Origin of the sequence: Akkermansia sp. BCRC 18949, assembly GCF_045011645.1 — a bacterium.
GTDB lineage: Bacteria > Verrucomicrobiota > Verrucomicrobiia > Verrucomicrobiales > Akkermansiaceae > Akkermansia > Akkermansia massiliensis.
In genome coordinates, this window is sequence record NZ_CP123619.1 from 1,087,226 (window position 1) to 1,105,906 (window position 18,681).

The following is an 18,681-nucleotide window of genomic DNA, read 5'->3' on the forward strand; positions in this document are numbered from 1 at the left end:
CATCTAAAAGGTTAAAAACTGTTAGAAATATTTTTTATTTCTTTCTTGTTTTTCTATGGATTTTTTTTAATATAAAGAAAATAATAAATTTTATGAATACTCGTGATATAATTCTCATTTTTGCTATGAGTGAAGAATACCTTTTATTCAAAGAAGCTATAGCAAAATACACACATTTCACAATTAGGAATGAATGTGTGGAATGTAGCATAAACGGTACAGGAACTCTTTATTCTTTGTCTATTTTATATGGTGGTGAAAGTGATTACCATATAAAATGTCTATGTGTTGAAAGTCAGGGAAGTATAGACATGAAAGCCGCATTAATTAGGATGTCCGATCTGATTAAAAATAAAATTAATAATGGCTATCTCATAAACATTGGAATTTGTGGACTAGTAGATGAAGATAATAAGTTGGGAGATGTGCTAATTCCACATGTGGCATATGATATTACTGTACACGGTAAACAGCTTGATAAAAACCGAGATTTTGCACCCGATCCATATCGTATCGATAATGAAATTTTTCAAGAGATAAATCAGCAGTATATAAACATTGTAAATAAAGAGTTGGAGAAAACCCATGAAATAGCAAAAGAAAATCTTTCATCTATAGTTGTAGGAGATTCTATATTGAAAAAGTATATATCAAAAAATTATTACAATAAATTGATAGAAGAATCTCAAATTGCAACTGGTGGAGATGTTGGACAAGGAGATTCTTTTGTAAAAGATTTAAAGAAACAAGTCCATCGGCATTTGACAGCTTATGATTGTGAAACAGCTGCTGTCTACAGTTTTGCTCATCAAGAAAAGTTGAAAGTTCTTGCGTTTAGGGCTTTATCCGATCCTTGCGATTCCAATAAACAATATGTAGAACAAAAAACTAAGAAGGAATATAGGAAAATTGCTATGTACAATGCCGTAATAGCATTTGGTACGTGGTTTGAGATGTATTGTTATGATTCGCTGAATGTCTTGAAAATAAAAAATTTAGATTTTTTACAATTTCCATATAATAAGAACACCTATTCCGCATCTAATTTGTTGGAATATTCTAATATTTTTTCTATTCGTAATAATTGCAGCGCCACGATGAATATATATGATATTTGCTGCAAAGTGAAAAGTATCTTAAATGATAATAAAGCTAAGACGTGGCAAGAACGTACTTTTTCGATCATTGGAGATGCGCATTCTGGAAAAACCGCTGTGTCTTCTGTAATCTATCATTTATTGAATATGGAAAAAGAACTTATTCCTGTATTTATAGACTTAAATTCTTCTTCCATAAGCTATTCTTTACTTATTCATATGAAAAGAATAGTTCAATCTGATAAATTATGTAAATTTATTATACTGTTGGATGTGAATATGAGTGAATATGAGTTAGATAAATTTGATCCAAGAGAAATAACTCAATTGATCGAGTCTTTAGGCTGTCATCCCGTATATATAATTCATACTTCTAAATCATGTACATTACATCCAATTGATCATGAATTTATTTTGGAACGACAATTTAAAATTGATGCAAAAGATAGAGTAATTTCAAATCGAATAAAAAGTGTAGAATTTTTATTAAAAGATGAAATTAAAAATCCTCCAAGAGCAATGTTGATTTTTTGGATTGCGATCATGACAGAAATAAAAATTACATCATTTCCTGAAGCAATTCAAAAATTCTTATCCAAATACTTCCAAGAAGAGGATTTAATTAGTTGGGCAGAAAAAATATACAAAGATTGGATTATAATAACTAAAAAATGGATTAAAGCGAACTCTAATAGAATTGAGTTTTCATGCGAAAATGCATATAAAAATTTATTTAATCATGCTGATATACAACATTTTCTAATAGCATATCATTTTTATATTTTATTAAAAGAGGAAAAAGATCTCCCGGATATTGTGCTTCCATGTTATATTAATAAATATATTAAATTTTTAACAAAAAACGATGATTCAATTCAGGAAAATATTCTCAAAAAAGCAAAGAGTATTGATTTTAAAAATAGTGTGATGAAAGGAATCATGCTACCAAAATTGACTAATATTAGTTATATGTTGGGAAGAATAGAGCAGCCTTCATTATTATCTGATGCTAAGTCGATTTTAATAAAATGGGCACATATGCTTAATGAGATATTGAGTAATAAAAAGAGTCATTTGAAAAATCAAAAAGAATTTTTTGAAAAGAATCAAATAGAGTTGTTATATCGTTCTATTCAAATAAGCTGTGCATATTTAGGAGATGAGGATAAAGCTTGTGAATATGTAAGGAGAATACTTGAAAATAGTACTGCTGACCAGGTTAATCGCGGTTTCCACTTACAATATTACTGTGATCAGCCATTAAACCTTTCCTTAGGATACTGTGGGAAGGATGAAGGGAAATCAATAACCAATACTTATATTGAATTAAAACAAAGAATATTAAAAAATTCTTCATCAGATTTAAATGAAAGATCTAAATCCTACAATATTGAAATAGCAACTTTGACGTCTTTAATATACTCAAGATGTCTAAGGAAAAATATTGATAGCCTTGATGAAGAGCTAAAGAACGAAATATATGATTTTGTCAATAACGTAATTCCGGTTATATCCCGTGATTTTTCTGTTATTCCAATATTGTCAAACTTTGTTAAAGAAGTAAAAAACCACATAGATGGGAAATACGTTCATCCCAATGATTGGTTATTGCAATTAACTAGATTAAAATCTATGCCAAGGCGTGGATGGTTACTGCCAAACACACGCACAAGTATACAGTTTGATGAGGAGAAACTCCCTGTCGAGTCGGTCGATTCTCATGCCATGAGTTGTATGCGTTTAGCTCTATTTTTACTTCCCTCTGAGCTTGGCGAGAAAAAGGAACGTATTATTAAGATGTTGTTTGTTCATGACTGGGCGGAATGTGAAATAGGAGATTTGTTACCTCATGAAAAAACTGATGATACAAAAGATGCCGAGCAAAAGTATTATGATATGCTTATGTTAAAAGGTAAATATTTTGAAGGTGAAGAAGAAATAATTGAATTATGTCAATTATGGGAAGAATTTAATGAGGGGCGTACAGAAGAAGCGCTGATAGCAAGGGATATTGACCGTTTTGAAAATCTTTGGCAATTACATTGTTATAAAAATGATAATATAGATATTCAGGATAAAGAATGGGAAGGTGATTTAATTCGTCAATTAAAAACAACCAAGATGCAAGATATTGTGAAGAAAGAAATTCTGCCTTATTTTTCTTTTCTTGCCCGTGTATATAAATAAAAAAACTTGCCTTAATAAGGCAAGTTAAAAAATGGAGCGGATGATGGGATTCGAACCCACGACATCAACCTTGGCAAGGTTGCGCTCTACCCCTGAGCTACATCCGCTTTGGATGACCGGAGCCTTGCGGCATCCGTGTGGCAGAAAATATATAGGGTTATCCGGATTTGGCAAGATTTTTTTAGAGAAAAATTCATGTTCACCGGAATAGGGCCATGCTGCCGTACCTTTTAAAGAGGACTAATGGTTCTGTGGAAGGAGCGGGGAGGACGGGAAGGTGCCAGGCTGCTTTTTCCGGTTGTTCCCGTTTGACTTCGGGGAAGGCGGCGTTTTGTTGCTCTTTCAGTTCCGCGGCCGTTTTGGCTCCATGTTCCAGCAACAGTTTTTCCTTGGCGGCGTCATGGCGGTTCCTGGCGTGGTCCAGCATGGAAATCGTTCCCCTATGTACGGCATTGACGTTGGCTCCCTGTTCCAGATAAAATTAACCTGCTCCGTATTGCCGCGGCAGATGGTATTCTTGAGCGCCGTATCTTCGTTAACCGATCGTTTGCAGTGTGGTTCCGTAGGTTTCAGCAGTTGCTGGGCCTGGGGCATGCGGATGACGGTAAAGGCGTACGGGGTGAATTCATCCGGCTCCGGGGCCAGGCGGTTTTCCGCCACGGCGCGGACGAGCCGCTTGACGTTTTCCGCCAGCAGGCCTTCCGAGTCCAGGCCGGTCTGCGCTTTCAACCGGGCGAAGGCCAGCAGGTTGTCCCTTCTGTCCCGCCATCAGGAGACGCAATCCTCCAGAGGATGACTGTGGTCGGCATCTCGGGGTGGTCTTAACCGGAAGAGCATGTATTTATCCCTTATAACGGCGGAATGGCGTCGGTGTCCGAAATGAAGCGGTTTTTGCGGAAAGAATGTGTAAAATCTTGAAGAACTCCCTGTTTCCATAAAAAACGGGGCTGTTCCGGAAGGCGCGTTTTCCGTGCCCTGGAACAGTCCCGTGAAGAAAGGGAGTCAATGGAGGAGATTAGTAGCTTCTGGCCCAGAGGACGCGGCGTTCCGTCATGCGGCCGGTGAGGATGCAGGGAGCGGGTTCCCCGCGGCCCAGTTCGCCGAGCGGGATGCAGCGTATGGAGATGCGCAGGCGCTTGGCGAGTTCCTCTTCCTCTTCCGGGGAGCCGTCCCACGGCACCTGGAGCCAGTCGGCGTCTCCTTCTCCGGAGAAGTTTTCTTCCAGCTCCCGCAGGGTGGAGGCGGGGCGGATGTGGGCGTCCCGGAAGGCGATGGCCCGTTGAAGCAGGGTATCCTGGATGTTCTGGAGAATGTCCGTGACGGTATCAACCAGTTCCGTTTCCGGGACGAAGGATTTTTCATTGACGGGCAGGTCGCGCCGCTGGAGGCAGACGGAGCCTTTTTCCAGGTCCCGGGGGCCGATTTCCAGGCGCACGGGCACTCCCTTTTTCACCCATTCCCATTTCTTGGCGCCGCCGCCCAGGTCGCGCCTGTCCACCAGTACGCGGAGCGGCTGGCCGTGGAAATTCTTGGCGCGGAGGGTGCGTGCCAGTTCCTCGCAGTGGTCCAGGATGGCCTGGCGGCTTTCTTCCCTGGGCGTGACGGGGATGATGACGACCTGCTGGGGGGCGACGCGGGGCGGGCATACCAGGCCGTCGTCGTCGGAGTGCATCATGATGAGCGCCCCGATCATGCGGGTGGAAACGCCCCAGGAGCTCGTCCAGGCGAACTGCTGGGTGTTGTCCCTCCCGGCAAAGCAGATGTTCTGGGATTTGGAGAAGTTCTGCCCCAGGAAGTGGGAGGTCCCGGCCTGGATGGCCTTGCGGTCCTGCACCATGGCTTCCACCGTGTAGGTCTGTTCCGCGCCGGGGAAGCGTTCCGCCTCCGTTTTTTCTCCGGGAATGGTGGGAATGGCCAGAACGTCCCTCTGGAAGTCCTCGTAAACCTTGTGCATGGTGAGGGTCTCCTCAATGGCTTCCTCCCGGGTTTCATGGGCCGTGTGGCCTTCCTGCCACAGGAATTCGGCCGTGCGCAGGAAGATGCGGGGCCTCATTTCCCAGCGCATCACGTTGCACCACTGGTTCACCTTGAGGGGCAGGTCGCGGTAGCTGGAGGTCCAGCGGGCGAAGGCCGCGCCGATGACGGTTTCCGAGGTGGGGCGGATGACGAAGGGTTCCGTGAGCTCCCCGGTAGGAATCATGCGGGTCTTTCCGGTAGCTTCATCCTTCTGCGCTTCCAGCCTGTGGTGGGTGACCACGGCGCATTCCGTGGCGAAGCCTTCGGCGTGCTCCGCTTCCTTCTCCAGATAGGAAATCGGAATCAGGAGAGGGAAGTAGGCGTTCGTGTGGCCGGTGTCCTTGAAGCGCTGGTCCAGGTCCTTCTGGATGAGTTCCCAGATGGCGTAGCCCCACGGCTTGATGACCATGCAGCCGCGCACCTCGGAATTCTCCGCCATGTCGGCGGCCTTGATGACTTGCTGGTACCACTCGGGAAAGTCCTGGGCGCGGGTGGGGGTGATTGCAGTTTGTTGAGACATATTGGATGGTATGTTGAATGGAACGGGCGCGGCCCGCAAAGGAAGCTCGGAATATTAAAAGGGGGCGTTTCTGTATTCCCGGTAATTGCTGTAGGCGAAGAGGGCCATGAATATGGGAATGAAGTAGCCGTGGAAGAGCTGGAAGCTGAGCAGCCCGATAATGATGGACGTGATGAACCCGGTCATGAACACTTTCCTGGGGGAGCGGATGAACTGGGCGATCAGCTGGCCGCCGTCCAGGGGGTAGATGGGCAGCAGGTTCAGGATCGTCCACCATTCCCCGATCATGATGAGGCAGGAGAGGATGTAAAGCTGGGGGGAGATGGCCGCCGCCGTGAAGGGGCTGATGGCCAGGTCCCAGAAGGTCAGGTTGTGCGCGGTCATGACCGGAGCGACGATGTTCCAGGTAATCCACAGGCTGATGATGCCCAGCAGCAGGGTCATCATGGGGCCCGCCAGAATCATGAGGGCCCTTCCTCCGCGCGTCAATTGCATGCCGTGGCTGCTCGTCAGGCCGCCGAAGAGTTCCAGGACGATCGTCTGCTGGCCGCCGCCCAGCCTGCGGCCCACCAGCGCGTGCCCCATTTCATGGGACAGGATGGCGACGAAGCCGGCAATGACGAACAGGGCCGGATAAATGAGGCCTTCCACACTGTTGATGCTGAGAGCGCCGCCGAAGATGGCCAGCACCACCCAGAAGCTGGGGCGGATGTAAACAGGTATCCCGAACAGGGTGAAATGAATCATGCGCGAGAGGGTAAGGGCAGATTCCCCTTTTGCCAAGCCCGGAGAATGTGCATGCACCGTTTTGGCGTTGGTACGGTGCAGGGGATTGTGTTAAAAGGCCTTCATGAGGCTGTTTCCCATCATCCTGTGCTGTGCCGTTCAGGCCGTACGGGGGTATGACGGACCCCCTCCCCTGACGGAGGTGGACGGCCGTTCCCCCATCCGCATGGGGGGGAATTGCTGGGCGGCTACCGTTCGGACTACATCCACCGCGGGGAGAAGCTGGGCCCCAATTCCGTGGAAGGCCAGATTTCCGGCGGGGCCTCCCTGTCGGACTCATGGGCGGTCAGCGGGGAACTCTTCGCCATCCGCAACTGGCAGGGGCGCAATTTCAGCCAGACCACCTTGCACGGGGAACTTCAGTATTACCTGGCGGACGAGTGCACGGCCGGACTGTTTGTCAACGGGCAGTGGTATGATTCCTGCCCCCTGAAAACCGGGGTGGAGCCCGGCCTGTCCCTCAAGTGGAACCCCATGCCGTCCTGGTCGTTCAGCGGCTCCTTCCTGTATGATTCCGGGCAGGAGGGGGTGTACTCCCAGTGGGGCGTTACCTGGCAGCCCCTGCTGTGTGAATCCGTCGCCATGGTGAATACGGTTTCCCTGGGGTTTTCCCATGATTACCTGGGGAGAAACGGCTTGAAGGAACTGATGGTGCGCACGGGCGCGCGGTGGGCCGTTTCCGGCAGTCTGCGGTTGGAGCCTTTCCTGGGATGGTATTGCGGCTACGGGCGTGACGATTTCAAAAAAGTGGTGCTGGGCCTTTGGTGCTCTTACGTTTTTTAACGGGCGGATTTCTCCGGTTTTCCGGCATTTTCCAGTTGCCAAACGGGGAGGCTTGGTCATAATGGCCTGCGTATTATGAAGCCTACACTTCTTGTTTTAGCAGCTGGTATGGGTAGCCGTTACGGCGGTCTCAAGCAACTTGACCCGATGGGTCCCAACGGTGAAGTCGTTCTCGACTATTCTGTTTATGATGCCATCCGGGCCGGTTTCGGAAAAGTGGTATTCATTATCCGCCGTGACTTTGAAGACATTTTCAAGGAAAAGGTCGGCAGCCGCTTTGCCGGCAAGATTGAGGTGGATTACGCCTTCCAGTCCCTAGACGACCTGCCTGAAGGATTCTCCGTGCCGGAAGGCCGTGAAAAGCCCTGGGGCACCGCCCATGCCCTGCGCGCCGCCCGCCAGGTGGTGAAGGAACCCTTTGCCGTGGTGAACGCGGATGACTTTTACGGCGCGGACGCCTTTGTGCAGGCCGCCAAGTTCCTGACCTCCACCACGGATGAACCCGGAAAGGCCCATTACGGCATGATCGGCTATCCGTTGAAGAACACCCTCTCCGACAACGGGGACGTGAACCGCGGCATCTGCTCCATCAAGGAAGGCCTGCTGGACGGGGTGGAGGAATTCGTGAAAATCCAGGCTGATGAAGACGGCGTGGTGCGCGGCAACAACCTGAAGGGCGAACGCCTGCCCGTGGACCCCGGCGAACTGGTTTCCATGAATTTCTGGCTCTTCTCCCCCTCCTTCATTGAGCTGACGGAAGACCGTTTCATTGACTTCCTGAAGGAACACGGCCAGGAGCCCAAGAGCGAATGCTTCATTCCCACCGTGGTGGACGCCCTGATTCATGAAGACCGCGCGGACTGCGCCGTTCTTCCCACCTCCTCCACCTGGTTCGGCATGACCTATCCCGGGGACAAGCCCATGGTCGTGGAAGGCATCAACAAACTCATCAAGCAGGGCGTATACCCTGAAAAGCTCAACTAAGCCTCTTTTCCCATGCACGATCTCAAGGCTGTATCATCCCTGTTCGATCTCCGGGGCGACTTCGTCCACGGTTACTCCTACGGCAGCGGCCACATCAACGACACCTACTGCATCTGGGTGGACCAGGCGGGCCAGCGCATCCGCTACATCCTCCAGCGCGTGAACCATAACGTGTTCAAGCAGCCCATCCCCCTGATGGAAAACGTGAAGCGCGTGACGGACCACGCCCTGAAGCGCCTGAAGGAGGAGGACTGCCCGGAAGCCTACCGCCGCACCCTCACGCTGGTTCCCTCCGTGGACGGCAAGCCGTACGCCCTGGATGCGGACGGCAACTGCTGGCGCGTGTACCCGTTCATTGAACGCGGACGCACCTATGACCAGATTGAAACCACCAAGCAGTGCCAGGAAGCGGCCCGCGCCTTCGGCGAGTTCCAGAAACTCACGGCGGACCTGCCCGGAGAACCCCTGTTTGAAACCATCCCCGATTTCCACAATACCACTTCCCGCCTGGAGGCCCTGAAAAAGGCCATCCAGTCCGACCCCCTGGGCCGCGTGAAGGAAGTGCAGAAGGAAATAGACTGGTACCTGGCCCGTGAAGCGGACTGCCATCTGGTGGTGGATTACCTGAAATCCGGCGAACTGCCCCTGCGCTGCACGCACAACGACACCAAGCTGAACAACGTGATGCTGGACGACGTGACCGGGGAAGGCATCTGCGTGATCGACCTGGACACCACGATGCCCGGTTCCGCCATTTACGACTTCGGGGACATGATCCGCACGGCCACGTCCCCCGCCGCGGAAGATGAAAAGGACATCTCCAAGGTCACGATGCGCATGTTCATGTTTGAGGCGCTGGTGCAGGGTTACCTGAGCTCCGCCAAGAGCTTCCTGACGCCTCTGGAAAAGAGCCTGCTGCCGTTCTCCGGCAAGCTGCTCACGATGGAATGCGGCATCCGCTTCCTGACGGACTACCTGTCCGGAGACGTGTACTTCAAGATTCACCGTCCGGAACACAACCTGGACCGCTGCCGCACGCAGATGGCCCTGGTGGAATCCATCGAGGCGCAGATGGATGAAATGAAGGCCGTTGTGGACCGCTACTAACCAATACCTACCAACATCGGAAAAACACATGAAGATTCTCGTAACCGGCGGCGCCGGATTCATCGGTTCCCACATTGTGGAACACTATCAGGACAAGGCGGAGGAAATCCGCGTGCTGGACAACCTGCGCACGGGCTACCTCAAAAACCTGGACGGGCTCAAGCACACCTTCATTGAAGGCTCCATCTGCGACCGCGAACTGGTGCGCCAGGCGGTGCAGGGCGTGGACTACATCTTCCACATGGCCGCGCTCGTCTCCGTGCCGGAATCCATGAGCAAGATTGGAGAATGCATTGACATCAACGTCAACGGCCTTCTGAACGTGCTGGAGGAAGCCTCCGCCGCCGGGGTCAAGAAAATCGTGCTGGCGTCTTCCGCCGCCATCTATGGCGACAACCCCACCGTGCCCAAGCTGGAAACCATGTACCCGGAACCCAAGAGCCCCTATGCCATCACCAAGCTGGACGGGGAATACTACCTCAACATGTTCCGGGCGGAAGGCAAGGTCAACACGGCCGCCGTGCGCTTCTTCAACGTCTTCGGCCCCCGGCAGGACCCCAAGGGGGCCTATGCCGCCGCCGTGCCTATTTTCATTGAAAAAGCCGTCAAGGGAGAAGACATCACCGTGTACGGCGACGGCACCCAGACGCGTGACTTCATTTACGTGAAGGACATCGTGGGGGCCCTCACCTTCGTGGCGGAGCATCCGGAAGTCACCGGCGTGTTCAATGCCGGGTACGGTGGCCAGATCACCATTGAAGAATTGGCGCAGAACATCATCAAGGCCGCGGGTTCCTCCTCCAAGGTGCTCCATGCCCCGGAACGCGCCGGCGACGTGAAGCATTCCCGCGCCTGTGCGGACAAGCTCCGGAGCGCCGGATGGCAGCCCAAACACACCCTGCCGGAAGGCCTGGCGACTACGCTGGAATATTTCAAGGGCATCCTGGGCAAGTAACTTTCCGGAACCTCCGGGTTCATCATCATTCAGGGACTGTCTCCGCTCCTGCGGCGGAGACAGTCTTTTTTCATGCCGGAATGGCTCATGTATGACAAATTCCGCCGATGCTATCATCTGAATCATTCAAAAAGACATTTTGCCATAACGGGAATGGCAGAAGCGCAGCATTCCGATAGGAATGAAAATTCATTCATCATCAAGCAGGTTTCCTGGAATGAGGCAATACTTTGCAGCTACAATAAGATGATTGGCGGAAGTTGATATTTCGTATTTGTTAGAGAAAAAGATTTCTTACAGGAAGGGCGGGCGCCGGGATTGAATATCATTGACAGGAGGAAGGGTTAATAATAGAGACCAAAAACGATATGCATACCTTCAGAAGTACTTCTGCCAATCATCTAGCTGTGTTTAATGATCCCTATCTTGAACTGGTCATGGCCCGCCGGAAGGAGGAAGCCCGCTGGGGATGGATACCTTTTGCCGCATTCGTCTCCTTTTTATTCGTGTACCGTATCTTCGGCTTGTTCATGCCGAGCAATGATGCGGACGGCTCGGAACCCTGGCTTTTCGTGCTGGCGCTGGCAGGCTGGGGGCTTCTGGCGCTCATCCACATGATTGTGCTTCCCATCTGGATGCTGATCGCCTCCCTCCGTTACTGGGAGGTGAACCGCAGGATACTGGCGGTGACGGGGCTTCTGTTCAGTGTTCTTGCCCCTGTCTGCATGGTTCTGATGCTGTCCTGCTGGTCCGTGTCCGGTTGAAGCGGGGCTTGACCGTTCTACTGGACGCCGCGGGGAAGGGGCATTCTGCGGCGTGAGTCCGGTTGCCGCGGGCTCTCCTGGCTGATGGCCGTTTGGCGGGGCGGGTAATTTCTTCTCCCCTCTTTTTCCTCCTCTTTCTGCGGGGAGGGTACGGCGTTCCCTCCGTGAAACTTGCCGGATTCCGGGGATTGGCCTTTTCTCCGGCCTTCCCAGCGGGTAAAGTGCCTTTAATGGATCTGTTCAGTTTACAGGAAGCGGACGCGAGAGAAGGCTTCGAGCCTGGAGCGGATATGTCCGCCATGCCCCTGGCCGCGCGCATGCGTCCGCGCACCCTGGATGAAGTGGCGGGGCAGAAGCACCTGCTGGCGCCGGGAAAACTGCTGAGGCGCGCGATTGAAACGGACAGGTTCACCTCCCTGATTTTTTACGGTCCTCCCGGCTGTGGAAAGACCACCTTGGCCGCTGTCATTGCACAGACGACGAACGCCCATTTCATGATGCTCAACGGGGTGGAATCCAACGTGGCGGACATCCGGGAGAAAATCGCCCAGGCGCAGATGAGGATGAGCATGCACGGGCGGAAAACCGTCCTCTTCGTGGATGAGCTGCACCGGTTCAACAAGGCGCAGCAGGATGTCCTGCTCCCCCATCTGGAAAAGGGAACGGTCAGGTTCATCGGCGCGACGACGGAGAACCCCTACTTTGCGATCAACTCCCCCCTGCTGTCCCGCTCCCAGGTCTTTCCGCTGGAGCCCGTGCCGGAAGAGGAGCTGGCCGCCCTGCTGAAACGCGCCCTGGCGGACGCGGAGCGCGGGCTGGGAGCCTCCCGCGTGGACATGGAGGAGGAAGCCCTGAACCATCTGGCCGCCAAGGCGGACGGAGACGCCCGGAAGGCCATCACGGCTCTGGAAGTGGCCGTTTTGTCCACTCCTGCAGGGGAAGACGGCGTTATCCATGTGAACCTCTCCGTAGCGGAGGAATCCATCCAGCGCAAGGCCATCAAGTACGACCGCCTGGGTGACTCCCATTACGACACGATTTCCGCCTTCATCAAGTCCATGCGCGGCTCTGATCCTGACGCCGCCCTGTACTGGCTGGGGATGATGCTGGAAGCCGGGGAGGACATCCGCTTCATCGGGAGAAGGCTGGTCATCGCCGCGTCGGAAGACGTGGGGCTGGCGGACTCCAACGCCCTGCGCGTGGCGCTGGACGCGGCGCGCGCGGCGGAAATGATCGGCATGCCGGAGGCCCGCATCCCGCTGGCGCACGCCACCGTTTACCTGGCTACGGCCCCCAAGAGCAATTCCGCCTACATGGGCATCAACGCCGCCATGGATGACGTGCGCAACGGAAAAACGCTGGCCGTGCCGGAGCACCTCCGGACACCTACGCGCAAGAAGCTGGCCGCCGCCGGCGGTGCGGACGCGGCCAGGCTGGAATACCTGTATTCCCATGATTATCCGGAACATTACGTTCCCCAGGCCTACCTGCCGGAAGGCCGCGTTTACTACACCCCCACCGGGAACGGCCTGGAGCTGCGCATCAAGGAGCGCATGGAATACCGCCGCAAGCTGGCGGAGGAAGCGAAAGAAGTCGGGAAGAAGAGCTGAACAGGGCATTTCCCTTCCGTCTTCCGCCGGAAAAAGAAGAAGGCAGGAATTCCCATGGGAACATCCTGCCTTCCTGAAGGTTTTGATCGTGGTGTCTTGTACGTTTGCCGCTTTCCGGAAGGTAATCAGGATTCCTTGGTCACGATGATGTCGCAATCCGCCTCAAACCAGCCCTGGCCCTGGCAGTCGAAGACCAGGTCCGGCTTTTCCGAGCCGGAGAAGCGCAGGGTGAATTCCCGCCCGTTTTTGTCCTGCTGGTCCTTGGGAAGTTCGCTGACCACGCGGCTGCCCCGCATGAAGCGGGGATTGCGGATATTGCAGCCGCCGCTGTTCATCTTGAAGGTGATCTTGTAGTTGCCGGGGCCGTTGAGCATGCTGCCGATGTTGACGCGGGTGGGCGTAAATTCCGGGCGCAGGTCATAGCCCGTAAAGCGCGGCTCCTTGAGGGTGACGGGTTCCGTCAGGAAGCGGTAGTAGTTCTGCGCGCCTGTTCCCATGAGGGTTTTGGGGGAGATTTTGGCGATGTCCGCCAGGGTTTTCAGGGCCTGGTCCTTTTTCCCCTCGCTGCGGTAGAGCCAGAATCTGGCCGCCATGACCTGCTGTTTTTGCAGGGGCGTCAGGCCGGGGATTTTGAGCTGCCTGTCCACATAGGCATGGGCGGCCTTGTAGTCTTTCTGCCCGCCGTTTTTGCCGGAATCTTCCACCATCCGCTGTACCTTTTCAATGTAGGGCAGGTGCTTGAAGGTGTATTTGAAGTGCATGCCCCTGGTGTCTTCCGGGTCTGCCTTCTTGATTTTTTCCAGAATGTCCTTCCGGGCGGAGGCCGCGTACGGGGGAAGCTGCTGGAGGCCTTCCCCGTAAAGAAGGGCTGCGTTCGCGCCGGAAGAGGCGTCCGCCTTTTCCCACAGGGCATTGGCCTTCTCCTGCTGCTTCACGGCTTCCAGCGCCTGCTTCATGACGGCGGGCAGCGTTTCCTTGGAAACGCCTTCCGACAGGAAGACCATGCCGCCGGCGGGGGAAACCACCTGGATGGCCGGGATGTTCCAGATTTCACCGGGAGGCTTGGGCAGCTTCTTTTCCTCTTCCGTCATTTCCTCCCGTTCGTCCTGGATGCACCAGAGGACGGGTTCCGGGGAGTCCTTGGCCAGGTGCTCCACGGCGCGGGTGACTTCGCGCGATTTGGGGGACCAGTCCGTGCCGGCCCACACGACGATCATGTATTTGTTGACGGTTTTGGCCTCGTCCTTCACGGCGCTGTAGGCCGGGAGGGCCGCCTGGACGGGCGCGGACAGGAGGAGGGCTGCGGCCAGCAGGCCGGGAACGATGTTGAGATGATGAAACATGGCGTTAATGGAAAAGGGTGCAGGGGTTATTTTTCGTAAACGAGGATGTGGCGCAGGTGCATGAATTCCGGCTGGGCGTTCTTGGCTTCCACCTTGATCCACTTGGCCTTGGTGCCTTCCGGAGCGGTGATGACCCATTCCTTGGGCATGTTTTCCGTGGCGGCCAGGGGGAACCAGGTGGCTCCGTCCGTGGAGGTGGAGACCTCCATCTTCTTCATCCGGTCTTCATTGCCGTTGCGCTTGGTGACCACCAGCCCGGCCAGGTTCACGCCGTTTTTCAGTTCCACAATGACGTTGGGGTTCGTTTCCTTGTCCGTATGCTGGGAGCCGCCGCAGGGGCGCAGCAGGTTGATGTGGTCCCACGGGCTGTCCCACTGGCAGGTGGTGGAGCACCTGACCATGCCGTCCGCGGGCACCAGCTTCCAGCCCTGGGGGATGGCGGCATTGACCATGTTGGCAGACGTATCGGCGTCAGAGAAGGAGGCGGCCGCCTTGCTCAGGGTTTGGAAGGCCGGAATGGAGCGGGCCATTTCCGTGGCATAGATGGCTTTGCCGTAGGCTTCCTTCAGCTTCTTGGGATCGGGAGCTTTTCCAGAGGCTCCGGCTTCTCCCATCTGCTGGGCTACCTTGGCGAAGGCGTTGGAGAAGACGTCCGCCTGGCCGTTTTCCACAAAGGTTTTCACGGCCCATTCCAGCGCCTGGCCGAAGTTGGTGCCGTCCCCCGTTTTCAGGTGCGTGGAGAGAACCGTTTCCAGATAGGCCGCCTTTTCCTGCGGATTGGTCAGGAAGGCGGACTGGGAGTCCAGCACGGGCTGGAATTTGACCGCCCAGGAGGTGGGGGTGGTGGCGATGGTTTCATGCAGGTCCCGGAACCAGGCGATCCGGTCTTCGGACGGGATGTCCATCAGGAACTTGTTCTGCACGTCCTTCAGGGCGTCGAACGCGGCAAAGCCGTTCCCCTTGTAGTGGGAGAGGGCGTCCTTGGCGTACACGTACCAGTCGATGGGCTGCATGCCTTCCTTTTCCATCAGCAGGCGCTGAAGCTCCGTGCGGAAGAACGGGTGCAGCGGGGTTTGCTTGAGCGCTTCCCCCCAGGCCTGAATGGCTTTGTCCTTATTGCCGGCGGCTTCGTCCAGGCGGGCCTGCGCGGCCCACAGGTAGGCCTGGTCCGCCTTGGCGTTGTCCGCAAAGACGTTTTCCATCAGCAGGTAGGAGGTGGGGGCCTGTCCGCCGAAGATGTGGTTGTGCATCCCGCCGTCCGGTCCGCCGAAGCCGCCTTTCCATTCCCCGCGCTTCACGCGCACCGCATAGGCGCAGTGGCCGGGCTGCCCTACCGGGTAGGCCGGAATGCCGTGGGCCTGGGCCGCCATGGTGCCAAAGTAGGAGAGGCCGCCGCAGACGCCGCCGATGACCTGCGTGTTTTCCGCGGAGGTGTTGACGTCGCGCCACGGCACGTAGAAGAGGGGGCCCTGGATGGTGTCTCCGAAGAAGTTGTTGCCCGTGTAGGGGGCGGCCCAGCAGGCGTCCGTATAGCGCCGCCAGGGGAGGTTGACGTGCTCATTGCTCCATTCGTAGGATTTGTCGTCCCACGTATGGCCCACGACGAAGCGCATTTCCCACGGGCGCAGCTTGATGAAGCCGGGATGCAGCTTGTTTTCCTGATGCAGTTTCTTGAATATCTGGTAACGGCGCACCGGGTTGCTGTTGGCGGAGTTGGTTTTCAGCTTTCCCGCCATGGGGCCTGTGGAAAAGACGGAGGCAAGCCCGGTGGCGAGGGACTGGTAGTCCCGGAAGTCCGCGCTCCTGCTGTCCGCCTTCCAGATGTCGGAAAGGATTTGAAGGCCCTCCGGGGAGTTTTCCGGAATCAGGCCCGCGCCCAGGTAGAGTTCCATCCATGCCGGGTCATGTAAAAAGGCCTTGATGAAGGCCGCGTCCTGCGGGCTTTTGGAGAAAACGGCCTTCACGTTGTCCGGTCCCGTGACGCGCAGGAGCTCGTGAATGTCCAGCAGGTGGCGGTATTGCTTGTCCTGAAGCAGTTTTTGCTCCGATTTGGTTTGTTCTCCAGCCTTCAGGAGGGAGGAGCGGAGTTCCGTTTGCAGACCGGCAAAGTCGCCCGCGGCTATTTTCTGCGTCAGGGAGGCAGGAAGCTGGCTGGCGGCGGACGGCGCTTCCGTTTCAGGTTCCGTCAGATCCTGCGCCATGCAGACGGGCGCGGCGAGCAGGGCGGTGCAGAGAAGAAGATGTGAAATATTCATGTGGAAAAGCTTGTTTAAGGATAGCAGAAGAAGGGGGGAGGAAGCCAGTGCGTTTTCCGACTTATTACGATGCCGGAACAGTGTTTTTATCATCCGCCGCGAGGCATTTTTCAGCACAAATGGTCGCAGAGCATTTTGACGCCCAGGCCGATGAGGATGAGCCCGGCCCCCGCTTCCAGGTGGAACGTGGGGAAGCGGTGCAGCCGCCGGGTCAGGAAGAAGCCTGCCGCCGTGCACAGGAAGGTGGTGAAGCCGATGGCGGCGGCGGGAAGAAGAACGGCGTGGAGGGTGGGGGTGGTGCCGCACTGGGCAGAGGAGAGATAGATGCTGACGCCCGCCACCAGCGCGTCTATGCTGGTGGCAATTCCCACGGCCAGAAGAGTGGGCAGCGTCAGGCTGGTGACGTGGGGCATCTGCTCTTCTTCGTTACGGTGGTTCCAGCCCTCGCGGATGACGTTGACCCCCAGGAAGGTGAAGACGACAAAGCCCAGCCAGTGGTCCCAGGCCGCAATGTACTGGTGCACGGTTCCCGTGAGCAGGAAGCCAAGCACGGGCATCAGGAATTGTCCCGCCCCGGTGGAGAGGGAAAGCTTGATTCCGTTGCTCAAACGTTTTTGCTTAATGAGCAAGCCGTAGGTGAACGCCACGACAAAGGCGTCTACGGACAGGGCGAAAGCCAGGAATAACAAGTCGGCAAGCGGCATGCTCATTGCGGAGAGGCACTCTAGGACATCCCCCGCAAAAAGCAATTTTTTTGTTCCACGCGGTTTTTTCCAGGTTCCGGGTGCATGGGAGAGAGAAGAATCGGCACGTTCCCCATGAGGGACTGCCCAAATGCATGGAAGTCTGTTGTAGAGAGACTTTTCCGTTTTTCGTCAGGAGATTCGCCTATGCAATATTACTCTTTTCAAATGCAAAAACTGCTGAATAACAGCCTTTGCGTGATCGGGGGATCAGTTAATTTGGCGTTGGCGGTTTCTTTTACGCCCAGGTGCAGTAATTCAACGGAATAGCGATTGTCATGAAGAAGATAATGAGAATGGGAAAATTCGTGGTGTTCTCTGTTTTTAGAATTTCCCCTTGATAGATAAAAATTTTGTTTATTCATTAATTTACTCAACGTCAATATTTTAGATTACTTGCATATTTTCTTGCTTAAGAAAATGAATGAGACGGTAAAAAGTAATGCGGCAATAGATGAAAATATAATAGAAAATGTGCTATGGAACCATTCATCAAAACACAGTTCTCTAAGTCCGGAACATACACATAATACGTTGAAGATAGCTACACTAACGAGAATAAATTTCATTTTCAAAGGGTATTAAGCAAAGTAATTTAATCCTGAGGAGTGAAATTCTCAAGCATAAAGGCCTGAAAATGTTTCTGCAGGAGCCGTAAATTTCCCCCAATGATATTCCCGGCGCTACGGCTCCATAAACTGAATGCTGGAAGAGGGACATTTCTTCCGTCCGTCATGCGGTGAAGAAGAAAGGAGAGGATTACTTGCAGTATTTTTTCATGTAGGGCAGCACGGCGTTTGCCCAGATGGCATAACCCTTTTCCGTAAAGTGCAGGTTGTCCCTGCTGATGCCGGGCAGGAGCTTGCCTGCGGGGTCCAGAAAGCGCTTGTTGATATTGGCGTAGGTGGTGCGGGGCAGTTTGCACTGGGCCAGGATGGCATTGATTTTATCATTGTGCTGGCGCAGCTTGTCCTGCGGCCCCGTGCCGCGGGGGAAAATGCCCAGCAGGAGCACATGGGTGTCCGGGAACCTGACCAGCAGGTGCTCCACGGCGCCCAGAATGCCCATGGCCGTTTTTTCCGGAGCTTCCCCAGCCTTGAAATGGCCGGTGTTATTGGTGCCGATCATGACGATGCAGAGTTTGGGTTCCGTCTGGGCCGGTATGCCGGAATCCGTGATGCGGTAAATCAGGTTGGTGGTCTGGTCTCCGGAAATGCCGAAGTTGCAGGGATGGTAGGGTTTGAATTCCTTTTCCCATACTTGTTTTCCTTCTCTTTTCCAATAGTCCGTGATGGAGTCTCCCAGGAAAAGGACGCCGCAGGGATTGTTTTTCACCTGTTCCACCTGCTGTTCATACTGCTGCCTCCACCATTGGGGCTGTTCCCGCGGCAACGGGAGCAGGGGGGACGGCAGGTCGGCCGCCGTCGCCATGGAGAGGGAGGCCAGGAGGGAGAACGCAATTGCATGCAAGGTTTTCATTTACTTTCATAGTATACGCATGTTTTTTTTAAACGTTACATGAAAGTTGTGG

At 53.6% G+C, this 18,681-nt stretch carries 14 protein-coding genes and 1 tRNA gene; 7 read left to right on the forward strand and 8 right to left on the reverse strand.

Annotated elements, in window-relative coordinates; all coding sequences use genetic code 11:
• Positions 1-92 precede the first annotated feature (92 nt).
• On the forward strand, positions 93-3,284 hold the full coding sequence (locus tag P8A25_RS04545) for an HD domain-containing protein (protein ID WP_215442718.1): 3,192 nt from the start codon (positions 93-95) through the stop codon (positions 3,282-3,284).
• A gap of 32 nt (positions 3,285-3,316) precedes the next feature.
• Here the strand turns inward: P8A25_RS04545 and P8A25_RS04550 are convergent.
• The 4 genes from P8A25_RS04550 to P8A25_RS04565 all read right to left on the reverse strand — a co-directional run bounded on the left by P8A25_RS04550 (position 3,317) and on the right by P8A25_RS04565 (position 6,567).
• Positions 3,317-3,391 (reverse strand) — tRNA-Gly (locus P8A25_RS04550).
• A gap of 235 nt (positions 3,392-3,626) precedes the next feature.
• Positions 3,627-4,013, reverse strand: a complete 387-nt coding sequence (locus P8A25_RS04555) for a hypothetical protein (RefSeq protein WP_215442717.1) — start codon at positions 4,011-4,013, stop codon at positions 3,627-3,629.
• Positions 4,014-4,299: 286 nt separating this feature from the next.
• The gene (proS, locus tag P8A25_RS04560; RefSeq protein ID WP_215442716.1) at positions 4,300-5,820 is read right to left on the reverse strand and encodes a proline--tRNA ligase; all 1,521 of its coding nucleotides are present in this window, start codon (positions 5,818-5,820) and stop codon (positions 4,300-4,302) included.
• A 54-nt stretch (positions 5,821-5,874) separates the two neighbouring features.
• Positions 5,875-6,567: a site-2 protease family protein gene (locus P8A25_RS04565; protein WP_102713520.1), complete on the reverse strand. Its 693-nt coding sequence runs from the start codon at positions 6,565-6,567 to the stop codon at positions 5,875-5,877.
• Positions 6,568-6,783: 216 nt separating this feature from the next.
• On the opposite strand from P8A25_RS04565, the gene P8A25_RS04570 reads away from it, so the two are divergent.
• The 6 genes from P8A25_RS04570 (at position 6,784) to P8A25_RS04595 (ending at position 12,809) form a co-directional block, all read left to right on the forward strand.
• Complete coding sequence (locus tag P8A25_RS04570; protein ID WP_404838778.1) at positions 6,784-7,389, forward strand: hypothetical protein; 606 nt, start codon at positions 6,784-6,786, stop codon at positions 7,387-7,389.
• 75 nt (positions 7,390-7,464) lie between these two features.
• Positions 7,465-8,373 (forward strand): sugar phosphate nucleotidyltransferase, encoded by a 909-nt coding sequence (locus P8A25_RS04575; protein ID WP_180972372.1) that lies wholly within the window; start codon positions 7,465-7,467, stop codon positions 8,371-8,373.
• 12 nt (positions 8,374-8,385) lie between these two features.
• The gene (locus tag P8A25_RS04580; protein ID WP_215442715.1) at positions 8,386-9,480 is read left to right on the forward strand and encodes an aminoglycoside phosphotransferase family protein; all 1,095 of its coding nucleotides are present in this window, start codon (positions 8,386-8,388) and stop codon (positions 9,478-9,480) included.
• 28 nt (positions 9,481-9,508) lie between these two features.
• A complete protein-coding gene (locus tag P8A25_RS04585) occupies positions 9,509-10,435 on the forward strand; it encodes an NAD-dependent epimerase/dehydratase family protein (RefSeq protein WP_215442714.1) in 927 nt (308 codons plus the stop codon).
• A 407-nt stretch (positions 10,436-10,842) separates the two neighbouring features.
• Complete coding sequence (locus P8A25_RS04590) at positions 10,843-11,199, forward strand: hypothetical protein (RefSeq protein ID WP_215442713.1); 357 nt, start codon at positions 10,843-10,845, stop codon at positions 11,197-11,199.
• A gap of 230 nt (positions 11,200-11,429) precedes the next feature.
• On the forward strand, positions 11,430-12,809 hold the full coding sequence (locus tag P8A25_RS04595) for a replication-associated recombination protein A (RefSeq protein ID WP_215442712.1): 1,380 nt from the start codon (positions 11,430-11,432) through the stop codon (positions 12,807-12,809).
• A 125-nt stretch (positions 12,810-12,934) separates the two neighbouring features.
• On the opposite strand, the gene P8A25_RS04600 is transcribed toward P8A25_RS04595, so the two are convergent.
• The 4 genes from P8A25_RS04600 to P8A25_RS04615 form a co-directional block, all read right to left on the reverse strand.
• On the reverse strand, positions 12,935-14,152 hold the full coding sequence (locus P8A25_RS04600; RefSeq protein ID WP_215442711.1) for a hypothetical protein: 1,218 nt from the start codon (positions 14,150-14,152) through the stop codon (positions 12,935-12,937).
• Between the two features lie 26 nt (positions 14,153-14,178).
• Positions 14,179-16,407, reverse strand: a complete 2,229-nt coding sequence (locus tag P8A25_RS04605; RefSeq protein ID WP_215442710.1) for a discoidin domain-containing protein — start codon at positions 16,405-16,407, stop codon at positions 14,179-14,181.
• Positions 16,408-16,517: 110 nt separating this feature from the next.
• Entirely contained in the window at positions 16,518-17,117 is a 600-nt protein-coding gene (locus P8A25_RS04610; RefSeq protein WP_215442709.1) for a manganese efflux pump MntP family protein, read from the reverse strand.
• A 792-nt stretch (positions 17,118-17,909) separates the two neighbouring features.
• Positions 17,910-18,629: a GDSL-type esterase/lipase family protein gene (locus tag P8A25_RS04615; protein WP_022397069.1), complete on the reverse strand. Its 720-nt coding sequence runs from the start codon at positions 18,627-18,629 to the stop codon at positions 17,910-17,912.
• Positions 18,630-18,681 lie beyond the last annotated feature (52 nt).

Excerpts from the sequence above, each read along its gene's own strand:
- P8A25_RS04600 (WP_215442711.1), bottom strand. The coding sequence starts at position 14,152 with ATGTTTCATCATCTCAACATCGTTCCCGGCCTGCTGGCCGCAGCCCTC.
- proS (WP_215442716.1), bottom strand. The coding sequence starts at position 5,820 with ATGTCTCAACAAACTGCAATCACCCCCACCCGCGCCCAGGACTTTCCC.
- P8A25_RS04575 (WP_180972372.1), top strand. The coding sequence starts at position 7,465 with ATGAAGCCTACACTTCTTGTTTTAGCAGCTGGTATGGGTAGCCGTTAC.
- P8A25_RS04585 (WP_215442714.1), top strand. The coding sequence starts at position 9,509 with ATGAAGATTCTCGTAACCGGCGGCGCCGGATTCATCGGTTCCCACATT.
- P8A25_RS04595 (WP_215442712.1), top strand. The coding sequence starts at position 11,430 with ATGGATCTGTTCAGTTTACAGGAAGCGGACGCGAGAGAAGGCTTCGAG.
- P8A25_RS04605 (WP_215442710.1), bottom strand. The coding sequence starts at position 16,407 with ATGAATATTTCACATCTTCTTCTCTGCACCGCCCTGCTCGCCGCGCCC.
- P8A25_RS04545 (WP_215442718.1), top strand. The coding sequence starts at position 93 with ATGAATACTCGTGATATAATTCTCATTTTTGCTATGAGTGAAGAATAC.
- P8A25_RS04610 (WP_215442709.1), bottom strand. The coding sequence starts at position 17,117 with ATGAGCATGCCGCTTGCCGACTTGTTATTCCTGGCTTTCGCCCTGTCC.
- P8A25_RS04580 (WP_215442715.1), top strand. The coding sequence starts at position 8,386 with ATGCACGATCTCAAGGCTGTATCATCCCTGTTCGATCTCCGGGGCGAC.
- P8A25_RS04615 (WP_022397069.1), bottom strand. The coding sequence starts at position 18,629 with ATGAAAACCTTGCATGCAATTGCGTTCTCCCTCCTGGCCTCCCTCTCC.
- P8A25_RS04565 (WP_102713520.1), bottom strand. The coding sequence starts at position 6,567 with ATGATTCATTTCACCCTGTTCGGGATACCTGTTTACATCCGCCCCAGC.